This is a genomic window from Anaerococcoides asporogena (assembly GCF_029590275.1).
In the GTDB taxonomy this organism is placed as follows: domain Bacteria; phylum Bacillota; class Clostridia; order Clostridiales; family Clostridiaceae; genus JG1575.
On record NZ_CP120965.1, the window covers coordinates 2,980,201 to 2,995,432 of the forward strand.

Annotated in this window: 15 protein-coding genes; 4 read left to right on the forward strand and 11 right to left on the reverse strand. The window is 52.8% G+C overall.

Annotation, left to right across the window (positions count from 1 at the left end):
* Positions 1-166: 166 nt before the first annotated feature.
* Complete coding sequence (locus tag P6M73_RS13685; protein WP_277853588.1) at positions 167-523, forward strand: hypothetical protein; 357 nt, start codon at positions 167-169, stop codon at positions 521-523.
* A gap of 246 nt (positions 524-769) precedes the next feature.
* On the opposite strand, the gene P6M73_RS13690 is transcribed toward P6M73_RS13685, so the two are convergent.
* The 9 genes from P6M73_RS13690 to acpS form a co-directional block, all read right to left on the reverse strand.
* On the reverse strand, positions 770-1,063 hold the full coding sequence (locus P6M73_RS13690; RefSeq protein ID WP_277853589.1) for a DUF1294 domain-containing protein: 294 nt from the start codon (positions 1,061-1,063) through the stop codon (positions 770-772).
* A gap of 109 nt (positions 1,064-1,172) precedes the next feature.
* The gene (locus P6M73_RS13695; protein WP_277853590.1) at positions 1,173-2,456 is read right to left on the reverse strand and encodes a S41 family peptidase; all 1,284 of its coding nucleotides are present in this window, start codon (positions 2,454-2,456) and stop codon (positions 1,173-1,175) included.
* 23 nt (positions 2,457-2,479) lie between these two features.
* A complete protein-coding gene (gene ftsX, locus P6M73_RS13700) occupies positions 2,480-3,367 on the reverse strand; it encodes a permease-like cell division protein FtsX (protein WP_277853591.1) in 888 nt (295 codons plus the stop codon).
* Entirely contained in the window at positions 3,360-4,043 is a 684-nt protein-coding gene (gene ftsE / locus P6M73_RS13705) for a cell division ATP-binding protein FtsE (protein ID WP_277853592.1), read from the reverse strand. Before ftsE ends, ftsX begins: the two co-directional genes overlap by 8 nt.
* Before the next feature lie 251 nt (positions 4,044-4,294).
* Positions 4,295-5,152, reverse strand: coding sequence for a YitT family protein (locus tag P6M73_RS13710; RefSeq protein ID WP_277853593.1), 858 nt, complete (start codon positions 5,150-5,152; stop codon positions 4,295-4,297).
* Between the two features lie 247 nt (positions 5,153-5,399).
* Positions 5,400-6,536 carry an alanine racemase gene (alr, locus tag P6M73_RS13715; protein WP_277853594.1) on the reverse strand — a complete coding sequence of 379 codons (1,137 nt, stop codon included), beginning with the start codon at positions 6,534-6,536 and terminating at the stop codon, positions 5,400-5,402.
* A gap of 460 nt (positions 6,537-6,996) precedes the next feature.
* Positions 6,997-8,523: an NAD(P)H-hydrate dehydratase gene (locus P6M73_RS13720; protein WP_277853595.1), complete on the reverse strand. Its 1,527-nt coding sequence runs from the start codon at positions 8,521-8,523 to the stop codon at positions 6,997-6,999.
* The gene (locus P6M73_RS13725) at positions 8,514-8,906 is read right to left on the reverse strand and encodes a hypothetical protein (RefSeq protein WP_277853596.1); all 393 of its coding nucleotides are present in this window, start codon (positions 8,904-8,906) and stop codon (positions 8,514-8,516) included. Before P6M73_RS13725 ends, P6M73_RS13720 begins: the two co-directional genes overlap by 10 nt.
* Positions 8,907-8,947: 41 nt before the next feature.
* Positions 8,948-9,322, reverse strand: a complete 375-nt coding sequence (acpS, locus tag P6M73_RS13730) for a holo-ACP synthase (protein WP_277853597.1) — start codon at positions 9,320-9,322, stop codon at positions 8,948-8,950.
* A gap of 342 nt (positions 9,323-9,664) precedes the next feature.
* On the opposite strand from acpS, the gene P6M73_RS13735 reads away from it, so the two are divergent.
* The 3 genes from P6M73_RS13735 to P6M73_RS13745 all read left to right on the forward strand — a co-directional run bounded on the left by P6M73_RS13735 (position 9,665) and on the right by P6M73_RS13745 (position 13,188).
* Entirely contained in the window at positions 9,665-10,891 is a 1,227-nt protein-coding gene (locus P6M73_RS13735; RefSeq protein ID WP_277853598.1) for an NAD(P)/FAD-dependent oxidoreductase, read from the forward strand.
* A gap of 162 nt (positions 10,892-11,053) precedes the next feature.
* Positions 11,054-12,313, forward strand: a complete 1,260-nt coding sequence (gene hisS / locus P6M73_RS13740; protein WP_277853599.1) for a histidine--tRNA ligase — start codon at positions 11,054-11,056, stop codon at positions 12,311-12,313.
* 38 nt (positions 12,314-12,351) lie between these two features.
* Positions 12,352-13,188 carry a GNAT family N-acetyltransferase gene (locus P6M73_RS13745; RefSeq protein WP_277853600.1) on the forward strand — a complete coding sequence of 279 codons (837 nt, stop codon included), beginning with the start codon at positions 12,352-12,354 and terminating at the stop codon, positions 13,186-13,188.
* Positions 13,189-13,265: 77 nt separating this feature from the next.
* Here the strand turns inward: P6M73_RS13745 and P6M73_RS13750 are convergent, their stop codons facing one another.
* Positions 13,266-13,685 (reverse strand): hypothetical protein, encoded by a 420-nt coding sequence (locus P6M73_RS13750; protein WP_277853601.1) that lies wholly within the window; start codon positions 13,683-13,685, stop codon positions 13,266-13,268.
* A gap of 360 nt (positions 13,686-14,045) precedes the next feature.
* Positions 14,046-14,999 carry a YihY/virulence factor BrkB family protein gene (locus P6M73_RS13755; protein WP_277853602.1) on the reverse strand — a complete coding sequence of 318 codons (954 nt, stop codon included), beginning with the start codon at positions 14,997-14,999 and terminating at the stop codon, positions 14,046-14,048.
* Between the last annotated feature and the right edge of the window lie 233 nt (positions 15,000-15,232).

The window sequence follows — 15,232 nt, forward strand, 5'->3', positions numbered from 1 at the left end:
GCTGAATGACCACACCCAGTGCCTAGGAGAAGTCCGCCGTCAGAAGCTCCCGGAACACCGGATAAAATCATAAATCCGCAATAAAATATTCACATGCCGTACAAGGGCATGACATAAAATAAAGTCAGTAGCATTGAACTGCCATTAATTTTCAAGGAGGATACAGATGAAACTTAGAAAAGGCCGACTGCTTGTCCTGGCCGCATTGGGTGGAGCAGCCTATCTGATCAACAAGGAAGTACAGAAGAATCCCGAACTGGTCACCGACATGAAAAACCAGTGGGAAAACGTCAAGAGCGAAGTGGGCAAGGTTGTCCAGGACACCAAGGATCAGGCAAATCAGGTTCTTAATGAATTTGAGAAGAATACCGGTGACTATACCGGAGAAGCCTTTGAAGCTGCCGAGGATCTGAAGGATGAAGTCAAGGATGCCGCCTCCGATGTGGTCGAAGAAGTAAAAGATAAGGCGGAAGACATCAAGGAAGAAGCTAAGGATGCCCTCAGCGATGTCAAATTCCCCTAACCCGATCTGATCATCAGAATCCGCAAGGATTGATTGATATTCAGAACCATGAAAAAGGATTCAGCCTCTGAAAAACAACAGAGTCTGAATCCTTTTTTTACTTTCGCTTCGCGGAAGGCACCAGAATTTGCATCGATGCGAAAAATTCGTCAGATACGATAATGGGACAAACTGGATGACGCAAAAGAACGGAAGAAACGACGATCCCCCAGGAACCCTCAGGGGCACCGGTTGAATCGGCCTGACTTACTGCAGATACTGCACCGTCAGAAGGATGATCAGCCCCAGGCTGGCTGCACCGGCCAACCCCATCAGGATCTGAAATCGGGGATGTCTGGTTTTGTGCCGGAAGAGATTCATCGCCAGACAGGCGCCCAGGCCTCCGACCGCTCCGGTCAGGAGCAATGTGTTCTCCGGGATGCGACGTCGTCGATTAACAGCCCGGCGCTTGTCCGAGACAAACAGTCCGAAGCTCAGAAGATTAGAGACCGTCAGGGCCCCCAGGATCAGCTGGCGATGTTGTGTGAGGATTTCTAGCATGGTAACTCCTTCCTGGATTCATTTCATGATCCGGTCATGATCCGGTCATGTCGCGGGATGGCGAGAGCCGAGCCCTCATCAGGTGATGAGGGCTCGTTCTGTCGGGTTGTTATTTATCCAGCTTCTCCCGGAGGACTTCAATCGCCTTCTGGAGCTGGGTATCCTTTTCCTTGGTATAGTTCTGTGCGGTCAGATCCTCTGGCATGGCAACCGTTATGTCGGGCTTGATGCCAATCTGATGTATATTGGTTCCTTTCGGAGAGTAGTACGCCGCCACCGTCAGCTTGAGACCTTCCCCATTGGGCAGATCCATAATGGTCTGGACAATGCCTTTGCCATAGGATTTTTCACCGACCAGTGTGGCTGCCTCATAATCTTTCAGTGCCCCGGACACGACTTCCGAAGCCGAGGCGGAGCCCATGTCGATCAGAACGACCAACGGCGTGCCGATGTATTTTCCGCCCACCGACTTGTCTTCCTGACGGTTTTTGTGCTTGTCGATGGTTGAGACTACGACTTTGCCCTTTTCAATGAAATTCGAAGCCATAAGAATCGATTCATTCAGATAACCGCCGGGATTTCCGCGCAGGTCGAGGATGTAGCCCTTGGCTCCCTGCTTCTTCAGCTCACTCAGCGCCTCTGCGAAATCCTTGTCCACATCCTTAGTAAACTGAGAAACGGTGATGAAGCCCATGTCAGAGGCCAGCATCTCATAGCGGACGCTTTTGGTGGTGATCTCCCGTCGGACGATGGGAAAGTCCAGTTCTTCCTCACCCCGGCGAACGGTCAGCGTGACAGGCTGTCCGGCTTCCCCTCTCATGTAGTTTACGGCCGCGTCGAGGTCTTTCCCCGTATATACCTTGCCATCAATCCGGATGATGACATCGCCGGACTGAATGCCGGCCTCTTTGGCCGGACTGCCGTCAATGGGCGCAACGACGACAATTTCATCGTTCTGCACGTTGATCTGAATCCCTACTCCGACAAACTTTCCGGTGCTGTCCGAGTTGAGCCGGCTGTATTCTTCCGCGTTGTAGAACTGACTGTAGGGATCGCCCAGGGAGTTGACCATGCCCTTGATGGCGCCTTCCACCATTTTTGCTTCATCGATGGGGCCGTCATAGATCTGGTAGATCTGGTCCCTGATCATGTCCAGCTTGCGCCAGTCAGCGGGTATCGCCGCGCTGGTATCAGACGGTGCAGTGGAAGAACCGGCGGATGGTGCGGTGACCGGCAGTGTAATGGTTGGCGAAGTTCCGTTCTTTTCGGAGCCGCCGAACAGCCAGCCGGCGGCGAAGCCTAAGCTCAGAACCACCAGACCGATGAGCAGGAGCAGCAATGTATTGCTTTGCTGCCGATCCCCGAAGTTATTCTGGTTTGGAGTTTGATCCAATGGTAACACCTTCTTTGTTCGTATTACACATTCAGATGTTTCCGTATCGACAGGAAGGACCCCAGGGCTCCGATGACCATACCGGCCAGCGCAAACTGCCAGCTGAGCCACTGCAGAATCACTTGCGGATCCGGCAGGGTAACAAACGGCAGGCTGAGCTGTGCCTGCGTGAAGGCATAGCGGTAGCCAAGGAACAGGAGTCCCACGGCAATGGCGGCTCCCAGAATTCCGATCAGGATTCCCTCGATGATGAAAGGCCAGCGGATGAACCAGTTGGTCGCTCCGACAAACTTCATGATCTCAATTTCCCGCCGGCGGCCAAAAACAGCCAGCTTGATCGAGTTGCCAATGAGGAACAGAGAAATCAGAATGAGTATACCAAATATTATAACCCCGACCAGACGAATTGTCTTTGCCCAATCGATTAAAGTATTGATCGTATCGGAATCGTTGGCGACGGACTCAACCCCCGGCTGTCCGGCGGCTGCGCTGACCAGACCCTCGGCCAGCTCCGGCTTTTCCAATCGAACTATGTAGGAACTGGGATAGGGATTGTTGGCATCTGCCGAAAATCCGTCCAGCAGTGTCGAATCCGCATCGAGAGAAGCCTTGGCATTATTGAAGGCAGTCACCTTGTCTTCATAGGTTACCTCTTCGACGCCGGTCTGTGAGTTCAAAATTCCCTCCAGAGCTGTTTTCTGTTCCGCAGTCACCGCGTCCTGAAGAAATACCCGCACGACGGTCTGCTGTTCCACATTGCGCACCAGGTGATTGATCGACAGGGCCACCATCAGAAATACCCCAAAAATCAAAATAGTCGCTGCCACCGTAGCGATGGATGCCAGGGTAACGGACAGGTTTCGCCGCAGGGAGTGAAATGCTTTGCCAAAAGAACCAAAAAAATTATTCATCGACTGAGTACCTTCCTCTCAACTCGTCCCGGACCAGGCTGCCATGATCAAACGCCAGGACGCGCTTCTCCATCGTATCCACGAGTTCCTTGCCGTGGGTAGCCATAATGACTGTGGTGCCCTGTTCATTGATCTGCACCAGCAGTTTCATGATGTCCCAGCTGGTATCCGGATCCAGATTCCCGGTGGGTTCATCCGCAATCAGCATGACCGGCCGGTTGACCAGAGCCCGGGCAATGGACACACGCTGCTGTTCGCCGCCGGAGAGTTCATTGGGAAATGCTTTTTCCCGCCCGGTCAGTCCGACCATGGCCAGGACCTCAGGAACGCGCGATTTAATCAAAGAGGCTTTGGCGCTGGTGACGCGCATGGCAAATGCCACATTTTCATATACGTTCATCGTGGGAATCAACTTAAAATCCTGAAACACCATGCCGATCCGGCGCCGGTAATACGGGATCTGGGCATCCTTTAATGCCGCTATATCCGCTCCGTCCACCAGAACCTTCCCGCTGGTCGCCGTCAGTTCCCGCAGCAGCAGCCGAATAAAGGTTGACTTGCCGGCGCCGGAGGCTCCGATCAGGAAAACAAACTCTCCGTCATGGATTTTCACCGAAAAGTTATTCAGGGCAGTGACGTTTTTGTAATCCTTTGTCACTTTTACGAATTCGATCATTCCTTTTCTCCTTCTTTGCAGGGATTGTACCAGAGGGATCAAACCACGGGAAATTCCAATGGCTCCGATCCTCGGCGTCCGGCTGTTGCCCTGCCGAAAGGGACAAACATCCTTGTCCCACGCGTCTCGTTCTGCCTCACCGGAGGCTGGAACGGCTCTGTCTTTGTACAGGTTTTAATTCTCACACAGTAGTATAAAGATCCCATAAAGAAAAAAGACCGACAGTTTTGTCAGCCTTTGCTCCGATATTCTTACAGGATGGAAATATCCTGATAGCCTTCTCCCAGGACTTCCCTGACTTCGTTGACCGACAGGAATGCTTTGGGATCCACCTCTTTGATGAAGTTTTTCAGATCGATGTAGTTGCGGCGGTTCATGACAACATAGATGACCTCCGTGTCTTCCCGGGTGAATCCGCCGTAGCCTTTCAGCATGGTGCAGCTCCGGTCCAGTTTCTCGATAATGAACTGCCGGATCGCTTCACTCTTCTGGCTGATAATCATAATCTCCTTGGCAGTCCGGGTACCCTCGATGAACCGGTCAATCAGATTCCCGTTGATCAGGACGCTGAGCAGGGAGAAGAGTCCGACTTCCCAGCCGAATACGAGCAGGCCTCCCGCCGTGATGATGAAATCCACCATCAGGAGGGATTTGCCCAGATCAAAGTGGAAAAACTTGGAAATGATCTTGGCAACAATGTCAGTTCCCCCGGTGGATCCGCCGAAATTGAAGACGATCGCCATTCCCACGGAACTTAAGGCCGTGCCGTAGAATGTGTTCAGGAACATATCGTTGGTCAGGTGGATCGATCCCACTAAGCTTTGCAGCACAGCCAGGACGATGTTCATGAAGAAGGAGGCATAAATGGTTTTAGCTCCAAAGACTTTACCCAGAAACAGAAAGCCGATGCCAAAGAAAACAACGTTCAGAACCAGAATATAGATGGCTTTGCTGATCACCGGATAGAGCTTGCCCATGATAATAGCGATTCCCGAAATGCCGCCGGCTGCCAGGTTGGATGGAAAGTAGAAGAAATGCAGTGAAACTGCCACCAGAATGACCCCCAGAGAGATCATCAGGTAGTCGCGCAGATTGTTCTTGGTAAACATGGTAATCCTCCTGTAAATATTAATTCCCCAAAATTATCGCTGAAAAAGCCTCCCGTCAAGGAGGCCTGCGATCTTTTTTTATTTTCTATAAGCGACAGGCGAAATCACCGTATGATTAGCAAAGGATTATTTGCCGCTTTTGTTTCCTTCGGTATTATACCAATCTTTTCCGGCCATTTCAATGAGCAGGATTCGTCAGTGCTCAATTCCCGGGGTCAAACAGAGTGAGTCGGTTCGGATTCCCGGTTTACTCGTTGATGTAGTGCCTGGGCACCCGTTTGCCAATGTTGCAGGTAATCTCATAGGAAATGGTTCCCAGATCCCGGCCCATTTCGTCAGCCCAGAAGGAAACAGCCCCGTCCTGACCGATCAGCGTCACCATGTCCCCTTCTTTTGCCTCCGGCGCATCTGTCAGATCCACCATGAACTGATCCATGCAGACCCGGCCGACAATGGGCAGTTCCAGACCCCGGTAGAGAACTTTGCCTTTATTGGACAGCAGGCGGTTGTAGCCGTCGGCATAGCCGACCGGAATCGTGCCGATGACTGAATCACGCTTGGCCTGCCAGGTATTGCCGTAGCCCACGGTGGTTCCTGCCTGAAGCGGCTTGACCATGGCCAGGGCGGCATAGAAGGAAAGGACAGGCCGTATCGGCAGCCGCTCCTTTTGCACTTCATCCGACGGATAATAGCCGTACTGGATAATCCCGGGACGTACCGAGTCAAAATGAGCCTGCGGCAGATCAATGATCGCCGCTGAATTCGCCATATGATAGTGGTTGAACTTCACGCCGGCCTGATCCAGCCAGCCCTTCATTCTCAGATAGCGCTCCAGCTGAAGCTCCGAGAAGGTCTTGTCGGCATCATCAGCCGTTGAAAAGTGGGTAAACAGCTCCTCCGCAATGACCATCGGCAAACGGGTGATTTCCCCGATCTCGCGGCCCGACTCCTCCGTGATGGAAAAACCAATCCGTGACATTCCGGTATCCAGCGCAACAGACAGGCGTACCGGACAATTCTGACGAACTGCCTCCTCAGAAAACGGACGGGCTTGAGCCAGTGAATAGACTGTAATGGTTATATCATGAGCAACAGCTTCCCGGGCCAGTTCACCGGGTGTATAGCCCAGTACCAGAATGGAAGAATCCGGATCATGCTGACGCAGCTCCAGTGCCTCGTTGAGAATGGCGACGGCAAAATCTTTGACTCCGCAGGAGCGAATCGCAGCAGCCACCGGAATCATGCCATGACCGTAAGCATCCGCCTTAACAACACTGATTACGCGCTTCCCTTGAGCTGCCGCCTGGATTGCCCGAATGTTCTCCTTCAGGATGCCCAGATCAACCTCCGCCCAGGCTGGGCGGCCACTATAACACATCGTCATTTTTCCCTTCTCCTTCTCGAAAAGATTTGTCAGAGTAATGAATGATTGATGATTTAATTCAATTAATACGGGCCTGATCTTAGAAGCATATATTAGGACTGTTGATCATTCCATTCGAAGAATATTGCTGATTCAGTTCGAATGGTTATGTGGGGGTTCGATTCGAAATTATTCTATTTATTGCGGGTGATCCTGACCATAACCTGATTGTGAGGGTGTACCAGAGTATGGGGGTGTACCTGATTAGAGGCTGCACCTGATTAGAGGCTGTACCTGATGTCGATTCCTCTCTCAGATGTTGTTCTCAGGAGGGCGTCATTTTTCCCGTTGTTGATATTACCCGGCATCAGCGAATCTCTTCGTGCTCTCTTTGTGCTCGCTTTGTCCTCTTCCGGGGATTTTTCCGTAGTCTCGTTGGCTCTCGCCGCCGGACGATCCGGAGATTGCCCTGTCTGTGTTATTATGACCGTTTTTGGTCTTCGACCATTTTCTTAAGCTCAAAGGGAATCCTGGTAATGATTTCGGAAGCCATGATGGAGTAGCGCGATTTGGCCAGTTCATCCCCAATGGAACCATGGAGGAAGGTCGCTGCAATCGCTGCTTCCATGGGACCCAGCCCCTGTCCCGCCAGGCCGGCGATCATGCCTGTGAGGCAGTCGCCCATGCCTCCGGTGGCAATGGCCGAAGAACCGGTGGGATTAACAAACAGGCTGACGCCGTCAGAAATGATGGTATTGTGGCCCTTCAGCACCAGGGTCACTTTATGGGTGCGGGCAAATTTCATGGCCACGTCCAGACGATTTTTCTTGATATAGTCAACGCTTTGACCGGTGAGTCGCGCCATTTCGCCGAAATGAGGCGTCAGTATGACCCGCACGCCGATATTCTCCAGCAGCTCGGTCCGGTGTTCCAGCACATTGAGTCCATCCGCATCCAATACCAGCACAGTGTCGGACTTGCCTTCCTCCCGCAGCTTTTTGATGATGCGCATCAGGAGCTGTCGGGTGGCATCGGTGTTGCCCATACCCGGCCCGAAGGCTATGACATTACACTCGGACACCGCTTTTTCAATCTGATCCGGATGGATGGTCATTGCTTCCCGGACATGCTCGGCGATCAGATCGATGACCCGGACATCGGAGGATACGGTCACCAGACCGGCACCGGATGCCAGACAGGCTTCCGAAGCGATCTTGTTGGCTCCGGTATAACCGGGAGACCCAGCCACCACCAGAATTTTGCCGTAATCGCCCTTATAACCGGTGCGGGAACGGCGCGGAATCAGCCCACGTACCGAGGTCTCATCCACCAGGTATTCATGGCTGCCCATGCTGTCGCAGTACTGGGCAGGAATCCCGATGTTTTCCACCGTGATGTCACCGCAGGATTCGATGGTCGCATAGTTCAGGAATCCCTTCTTGTAGCAGGAAAAAGTCACTGTTTTATCGGCCCTGACGGCACAGCCCAGGATTTCTCCGGTATCTGAGTCGAGACCGGAAGGAATATCGACTGCCACGGTATAACGGCTCATTTCATTGATGGTCTCAATAATTTCGGCATGGATTCCCGTGATTGGTCGGGACAGGCCGATGCCAAACAGCGCATCAACCACCGTATCGGCGTCATTCACCGCTTCCCTCAGGTCCCACAGGTCGGCTTCTTCATGGACCGTGCTGACATGGAGACCCATATTCCGGCAGATGGTCAGATTCAGCATCGTATCCGGCGTACCCGAATCATCATCCGAGACATAGTATACATCCACGTCCTTGCCCCGGTTTTTCAGATGACGCGCGATGGCCAGTCCATCGCCCCCGTTATTGCCCCGACCGCAGATCACCACGAAATAGGTGTGAGAAAGGTCCAGATGGCTCAGTACCCTTAAGGCTGCGTTCTCCATCAGGATCATGGATGGAATTTTCAATTGCTCGATGGCGAACTGATCCAGTTCCCTCATCATTTGACTTGTTGCTATTTTCATTGCCATGCCTGTTCCTTCCAGGGCCGAATCCAAATGGTCTTCTCAATTTCATTTTTTTTGAGAACCACCCGGTGAACTGTCCCTTCTGCCTGAGGATAATCGATAAGAAAGTCTAAATCATTTCCAAAGAGCGAGTAGCGGACGCCTACATAGAGGACGCCTTCCTGAAAATCCAGGACGCTGCCGGCATAGGTTCCGATATTCAGGGCGGTCTTGCCCTGGATCACAATCCGGCCATCCGTTTCCTCCACCCGGTCAATCAGCAGGAGATTGGGATGGGTCACCATTTTAAATCCGGTGTGCTGCCATCCGTATTCATAGAATAAGATCACCCCGGCAATCAAACTGGCCAGAACAATGATCGTGATTACATTTTTTCTTGATAACATGGGTCCTCCCCCGGAGCGGGCCGGCCCGTCGGCATCCCGTCTCAAATCTTCACCCGTTCCAGGATGCAGGTTGCCATGGCGTATTCCCGCTCATGAGAAATCGAAAGATGCACCCTTAAGTGCTCATTTACCGCCAGCTGAGCCAGAATCGTTCTCAGCGAATCCCCGGTCAGATACGGCCGGCCCAGTTCATCCCGCAGGATTTCTACGTCTTTCAGACTAAATCCCCGGAAGCCCGTTCCCATGGCCTTGGCCAGTGCTTCCTTCGCGGCGAAATTTCCCGCGACACGCTCCGGACGCCCTGAAAACAGGCTGATTTCCTTCTCAGTAAAACAGCGTTCCAGTTTCCTCCGGTCATCAAATACTTTATTCACGCGGTCGATCTTCGCCAGATCGCAGCCCATTCCATAAATCATGGCATATCACCTGTATTCCTTATTCATTCATTATAATCTCTACCCGATTCCAATTACAATAAAACAAGTGTTTCAACCAGGCCGTAAGCCGCCGAATCCTGAACCCGCAGTGTCCGCAGGGCGCTTCGGACCCATGGACAGACAGCTCCCCTGACAACTGTCCACAGAGCCCAGGTTTCCGGTTCCTTCCGTCAAGTTCATATATTGTTTAGACTTTAGACTGCCCCTTTTTTTCTGGTTGATATATAATAATCAATGGACTGGTTCTAAAGTTGTAAAATTTGCATAAATTATTGGCTTAGCCCGTTCCACCCCATCAGAGCCATCGGAGGAATGTAATACATGGAAAAGCTCGTTATCGCCGGAAACGGCATTGCCGGCCACAGCGCCCTGCAGGAAGTCCTGAAAAGCGGCAAAGAATTTGACATTACGGTTGTCTGGGAAGAGCATCCCAATACATACATGCGGACCCAAATCATACATTACGCCGTCGGTGAACTGGCGGCAGACAAGTTTTTCATGACGAAGGGTGACTTTTACGCCGACAAGGGTGTGCGTTCCGTTCAGGGCAAGGTGACAGCCATCGATGAAAAGAACCGTACCGTCACTCTGGCCTGCGGTGAAGAAATCACCTGGGACCGTCTGATCCTGGCTACGGGTGCCTATAATTTTGTCCCGCCCGTTCAGGTGGAAGGTCATTCCGAATGTCAGGTTATCGATTCAGGATCCGTAGGCTGCCACGAAGGCGTCTATACCATGCGCAACCTGGAGGACGCCAGGAATTTCGGAGACAAGATCCGGACAGCCCGCAAGGCGGTTGTGGTGGGCGGAGGCCTGCTGGGCCTGGAAGCCGCTGATATTCTGGCTCAGAAAGGCCTGGATGTGACCGTCGTGGAGTTTGCCCCCCGGCTTCTGCCGCGGCAGCTGGATACTGCCTCTTCCGAACTGTTCAAGGCTCAGGCCGAGCAGTTTGGCATCACGTTCCTCCTGGGCGATTCCGTGAAGGAAATCCGATATGATGAGAATCAGCTGAAAGAAGTTCTGCTAAACTCCGGACGCTTGGTACCCTGCGATCTGGTGCTGTTCTCCATCGGAATCCGGTCCAATCTGGAATCCTTCGGAAAAACGGTGGATATCAACCGCGGCATCCTGATCAACAAATATACGGAAACCTCTGAGCCTGGCATCTATGCCTGCGGTGATGCGGCTGAATACAACGGCATGGTCTACGGAACCTGGGGCTTTGCAATGTCCAGCGGCAAGGCAGCCGGACAGAACGCATCCGGAACCCGGACCGAGATGAAGCCCTACGTGCTGAACACCATGTTCAACTCCCTGGGCACCAAAATCTTCTCCACCGGTGCGGTCAATTTCGATGATCCCCTGCTGGAAACCCACGTCAGCGGCAATCCCAAAACCGGCTATGCCAAACTTCTGTTCCAGGACGGCATCCTGGTGGCCGGCGTTCTCATGGGTGACACCAGCCAGGGTCCGAAGCTGTCCAAGGCCATCGAAGGGCGCATGAACCGGGCAGAAGCCATTGAAGCGTTCCGCCCCAAAGCCTCCTGATCAGGATTCCAAACGTCACATGATCATCCGGGTCGCTCTGTCCGAGCGGCCCGTTTTATTTAAATCCGCTTCTACTCCTTTTACCTGGCTCGCTTCCTGTAGTAAGATAGAGAGTAAAGAAAAGCACCATTTGACAAAATAGAATAAAGGCTGGTGACACAAATGAAAACAACTCCTGTAAAAGGTACCAACGATTATAATGCCAACGAAGCGGAAATCCGCGATTATCTGCAGGACCGGATTCTGGGCGTTTACCGCAAGTATGGTTATGAGCGGATCGTTACCCCCATCCTGGAAGATTCCGAAAATCTGGACAAGAGTGAAGGCGGCGATAACCTGAACCTGGTCTTCAAGATTCTGAAGCGCGGCGAAAAGCTGGACAAAGCCATGCAGTCGGGTTCCATGAACGATCTGACCGATATGGGTCTGCGCTATGACCTGACGCTGCCGCTGTGCCGTTATGTTGCCAACAATCAGGGCAAGCTGGTGTATCCATTCAAGGTGATCCAGATGGGCACCGTTTATCGGGCCGAGCGGCCACAGAAGGGCCGCCTGCGTGAATTTACCCAGTGCGACATTGACGTCATCGGCTCCTCCTCTCCCAACATCGAGATCGAGCTGCTCCATGTCGCTTCCGAAGCGCTCATCGCCATCGGCATTAAGCGCTTTACCATCAAGGTCAATGACCGCCGGGTTCTGAAATCCATGCTGGAAGGCATGGGCTTTGCCACCCCGGATCTGGATTCCGTCTGCATTTCCTTCGACAAGCTGGACAAAATCGGAGTCGACGGCGTCTGTGCGGAACTGACGGAAAAAGCCTTCCCCGGCGAAGCCATCGAAAGCCTGCACCGGCAGCTGGAACAGGGCAACTTTACCCTGGAATCCATGGCGGAGCAGATTGCCGAAAAAGAAGCTGCTGCCAATCTCCAAACGATTGTCGAACAAGCCTCGCAAATCGCCACAGAAAATGCTGCCCGCTATCCTGATGTGGAGTACAAGGTGATCTTTGATCCCTCCCTGGTTCGTGGGCAGGGTTACTATACCGGCACGGTGTTTGAGATCGAATCCGATGAATTCAGAGGAGCCATCGCCGGTGGCGGCCGCTATGACAATCTCATCGGCAAATTTATCCGCCAGGACGTACCGGCTGTTGGCATCTCCATTGGCTTTGAGCGGATTTTCTCGATCCTGATATCCCAGAATTTCCAGATTCCCGACCAGAAGCAGAAAATCGCGCTGTTCTATGAACCGTCAGAGTTTGGCGAAGCCTTCCGCAAAGCGGAAAGCCTGCGTGACAGTTATACCATCAGCCTGCTGGAACGCCCGAAAAAGATTGGGCCATACCTGGACCGGCTGAAAGAAAAAGGCGTGACCGGATTCATCAATTTCGGCGGATCCGATGAGGTCAATTTCCTCGACTGATGTTCCTCCCATGGTGAGCTGACATAAGGAGTCTGCCTATGAAGCTTTCATCCTCTCCCTTTGTGCGCCATGAAACCAATCTGACCATTGAAAAAGTCGAAAGACCGGCAATCCAAACCCTGGTAACGGAGTACCAGGGTTCCTTGCCATTCCCCGGAGATAATTTTATTCCCGACCTCCTGAGCGGCTCCGACCTCTTCCGGATTCAAAGCCCGGACTTGCTGCCCGCTGGCTTTTTCGCCATCCAGGATCGGAATTCCCTGACCGCCCTGTATCTTCGCGGAGCTTTCCGCCATCTCGAACGCGAGATGTTCGAAGAGATTCTGACCCGGTTTTCCATTCAGCGCGGCTTCATCCGAACCTTCGATCATCACAGCCTGCCGCTTTTCCTGGAATACCAGCGAAAATGCGAACCGCAGGCCTATCAGTTCCAGCTGGATCCGGCCACTGTCCGGCCGCTTCCCCGACCGGATATCCGTCTGAAGCTGGCGGATCGGAGCGACCTTCCCTTCCTGGAACAGATGAGTTTCCTCCCGAACAGTGCCGGGTACGTCCGCCGCCAGGAAGCCTGGATCGCCCGGGATGACTCCGGCCAGAGCGTCGGCATAGGCATTATCCAGCCCCATCAGAGCTTTGACCGCTACATGGACATCGGCATGTTCACCTGCCCTTCGGTTCGCCGCCAGGGAATCGGCCGCACCATCCTGCTTCAGCTGATTCAGCTGGTGCTCCAGTCGGGTCGGATCCCGGTGGCTGGCTGCTATTACCAGAACCATCTCTCCCGCCGGACCCTCGAGTCCGCCGGCATGACCTGTGTGGGCGCGATCTTCCGGTTCTATTTCAAACGTCCGGCGGAATCACCGGACAGGCGCTGACCGCCCCAAAACGACCGCCACGCAAACAGAGACCGGTTCCCCGATGATTCAGGGAACCGGTCTCTGTATTGGGCGAATTAAGCTTTTCCTTTGGCTTTGCTCCTGGTTTTATGCGTCTCCAGGCGCAGTGCGGTCGGAGCAAAGGTCATGGACAGAACCAGGTACATCGTCAGGTCCAGTGCGGTGGAGGCGGAAGACCGAAACATCGAGAACGCGCTCAGCACAGAAACGCCAATCACCAGACTGGCGGCGTCGATTACAAACTGCCGATTCGTCGCAAACGTCGCATAGGCATAGTACATCACCGTCAGGTATCCTCCCAGAAGCAGCATCAGGATCAGACTGTACGCCGGATCCGGCAATGCTTTGTTCAGGAAAAACGGGAATAGCAGATACAGGATCCAAAATGCGATTCCGTAGTGTTCAAAAAACATTTTCAGGTGTTTCTGGTTCATGGTGACCTCAATTCCGGCAGTTCGGGCTGCCGTTCGGCTCATTTTTCTTACCCCTATTTTACGCTAATTTCAGTCAGAACGGCTATTTTCGGCATTAAATTGCCAATCAGGCAAAAGACTCCGGGTTAATTTCTAACTTCCTCCGTTTTCCACCCAACAGACAACTTCCCACTGACACTTTATCATAACTTGGTTTCAGTTCTTTCCCTTCGATGACCAAACCGGCTTCTGCCCTTTCGTGCTTCCATAAATCAATGCCAACCAAAAATGAACGCCGAGTGATCGGCGCTCACACTGCTTATTCACTGAGACTGGCAGTCCTGCGAAAGTTGGAAACCAGGCTTTGCCATGACGGCCGAAGACCTGATCCAGCTCTGGCAGACTGCCCGATGATGCGGGAGATTAGAACCGAACTTCGCGGATCCCTTCGGCGTAGCGGTATTTTTCTTCCACCTTCGTTACAGCCTCATCCCGCACTTCATTGATGGTATCCTTCTTTGTCTTCCAGAAGGGGTACCGAACCCCTCTGGTCTGGATAATCAGTGAATTGAGCGCTCCCCCCATCACCATGATGATGGAGATCAGGAGAATCCAGAAGATCAGAATGACCACCGCACCCATGGCGCCATAGAACCGGTTGTAGTTGGCGAAGGTTGCTACGTAGTACTGGAAGCCCAGAGACACTGCCATGAAGGCAACGGCGGCAAAAATGGCGCCGGGCAGGGCATGCTTCAGCTTGACGTTCCGGGCCGGGACAAACATATAGAAGGCAAGGAACAGCAGGAAGATGAATACCAGCGGAACGACGAAGCTGAGAAGCTTCTGACTGGGTCCGACTTCCAGCAGCGGGAAGTAGCTCTTCACCGTATCAATGATGGGCTGGAAGAAGACCAGGAGAAGCAGGGAACCGGCAATGCCCACGGCCAGAAGAACGACCAGTACGATGGCATCCAGGTTCACGACAAGGAAGGAGCGGTCTTCCTTGAGTCCGTGAACTTTGTTCATCGCCTTCATAAAGGCTTTGAATCCGCCTGCTGCCGACCAGATCGCAGTCACAATGGAGATGGACAGCAAGGTCCCGTTCTGATTCTTCGTCACATCATGAATGATTCCCTCAAACAGCTTGAAGGCTTCCCCGGGCATGACCCGCTGAATCTGGTCGATGATTCGCTCGGCGTCCAGATTCATGAAACCGACCAGAGTGAGCAGGAAGATCAGGAATGGGAAAATCGCCAGCATCAGGCTGTAGGACAGCTGGTAGGCATAGGGAATCGCGTCATCCTTATTCAGCTTCTGCAACAGCGCCTTGATAAACCGGACCACCCGGTTATTCATAATTCCTTTGAAAGCTTTCATATCAATCTCTCCTTGCGCTTGGTAATCTGAGTCCCCACCAGGCAGGATACAGTGATCCCGCAATTGGGACGATTGATTTCAAAGTCGGGATGAAGTAATCCCCTTGTCAGGATGCAGTATTCCCAGGTCAGGAATGATGAATTCCGGGAATCCGACATGAACCCGACATGAACCCGACATGAACCCGACGATGAACCCGAATCTGGTGTTGGAACCCGGCGACAAAAAGTCGC

Bases quoted from the DNA above. Each gene is read 5' to 3' on its own strand.
- P6M73_RS13735 (WP_277853598.1), top strand. From the start codon at position 9,665: ATGGAAAAGCTCGTTATCGCCGGAAACGGCATTGCCGGCCACAGCGCC.
- acpS (WP_277853597.1), bottom strand. From the start codon at position 9,322: ATGATTTATGGAATGGGCTGCGATCTGGCGAAGATCGACCGCGTGAAT.
- hisS (WP_277853599.1), top strand. From the start codon at position 11,054: ATGAAAACAACTCCTGTAAAAGGTACCAACGATTATAATGCCAACGAA.
- ftsE (WP_277853592.1), bottom strand. From the start codon at position 4,043: ATGATCGAATTCGTAAAAGTGACAAAGGATTACAAAAACGTCACTGCC.
- P6M73_RS13725 (WP_277853596.1), bottom strand. From the start codon at position 8,906: ATGTTATCAAGAAAAAATGTAATCACGATCATTGTTCTGGCCAGTTTG.
- ftsX (WP_277853591.1), bottom strand. From the start codon at position 3,367: ATGAATAATTTTTTTGGTTCTTTTGGCAAAGCATTTCACTCCCTGCGG.
- P6M73_RS13710 (WP_277853593.1), bottom strand. From the start codon at position 5,152: ATGTTTACCAAGAACAATCTGCGCGACTACCTGATGATCTCTCTGGGG.
- P6M73_RS13690 (WP_277853589.1), bottom strand. From the start codon at position 1,063: ATGCTAGAAATCCTCACACAACATCGCCAGCTGATCCTGGGGGCCCTG.
- alr (WP_277853594.1), bottom strand. From the start codon at position 6,536: ATGACGATGTGTTATAGTGGCCGCCCAGCCTGGGCGGAGGTTGATCTG.
- P6M73_RS13720 (WP_277853595.1), bottom strand. From the start codon at position 8,523: ATGGCAATGAAAATAGCAACAAGTCAAATGATGAGGGAACTGGATCAG.
- P6M73_RS13685 (WP_277853588.1), top strand. From the start codon at position 167: ATGAAACTTAGAAAAGGCCGACTGCTTGTCCTGGCCGCATTGGGTGGA.
- P6M73_RS13745 (WP_277853600.1), top strand. From the start codon at position 12,352: ATGAAGCTTTCATCCTCTCCCTTTGTGCGCCATGAAACCAATCTGACC.
- P6M73_RS13755 (WP_277853602.1), bottom strand. From the start codon at position 14,999: ATGAAAGCTTTCAAAGGAATTATGAATAACCGGGTGGTCCGGTTTATC.
- P6M73_RS13750 (WP_277853601.1), bottom strand. From the start codon at position 13,685: ATGAGCCGAACGGCAGCCCGAACTGCCGGAATTGAGGTCACCATGAAC.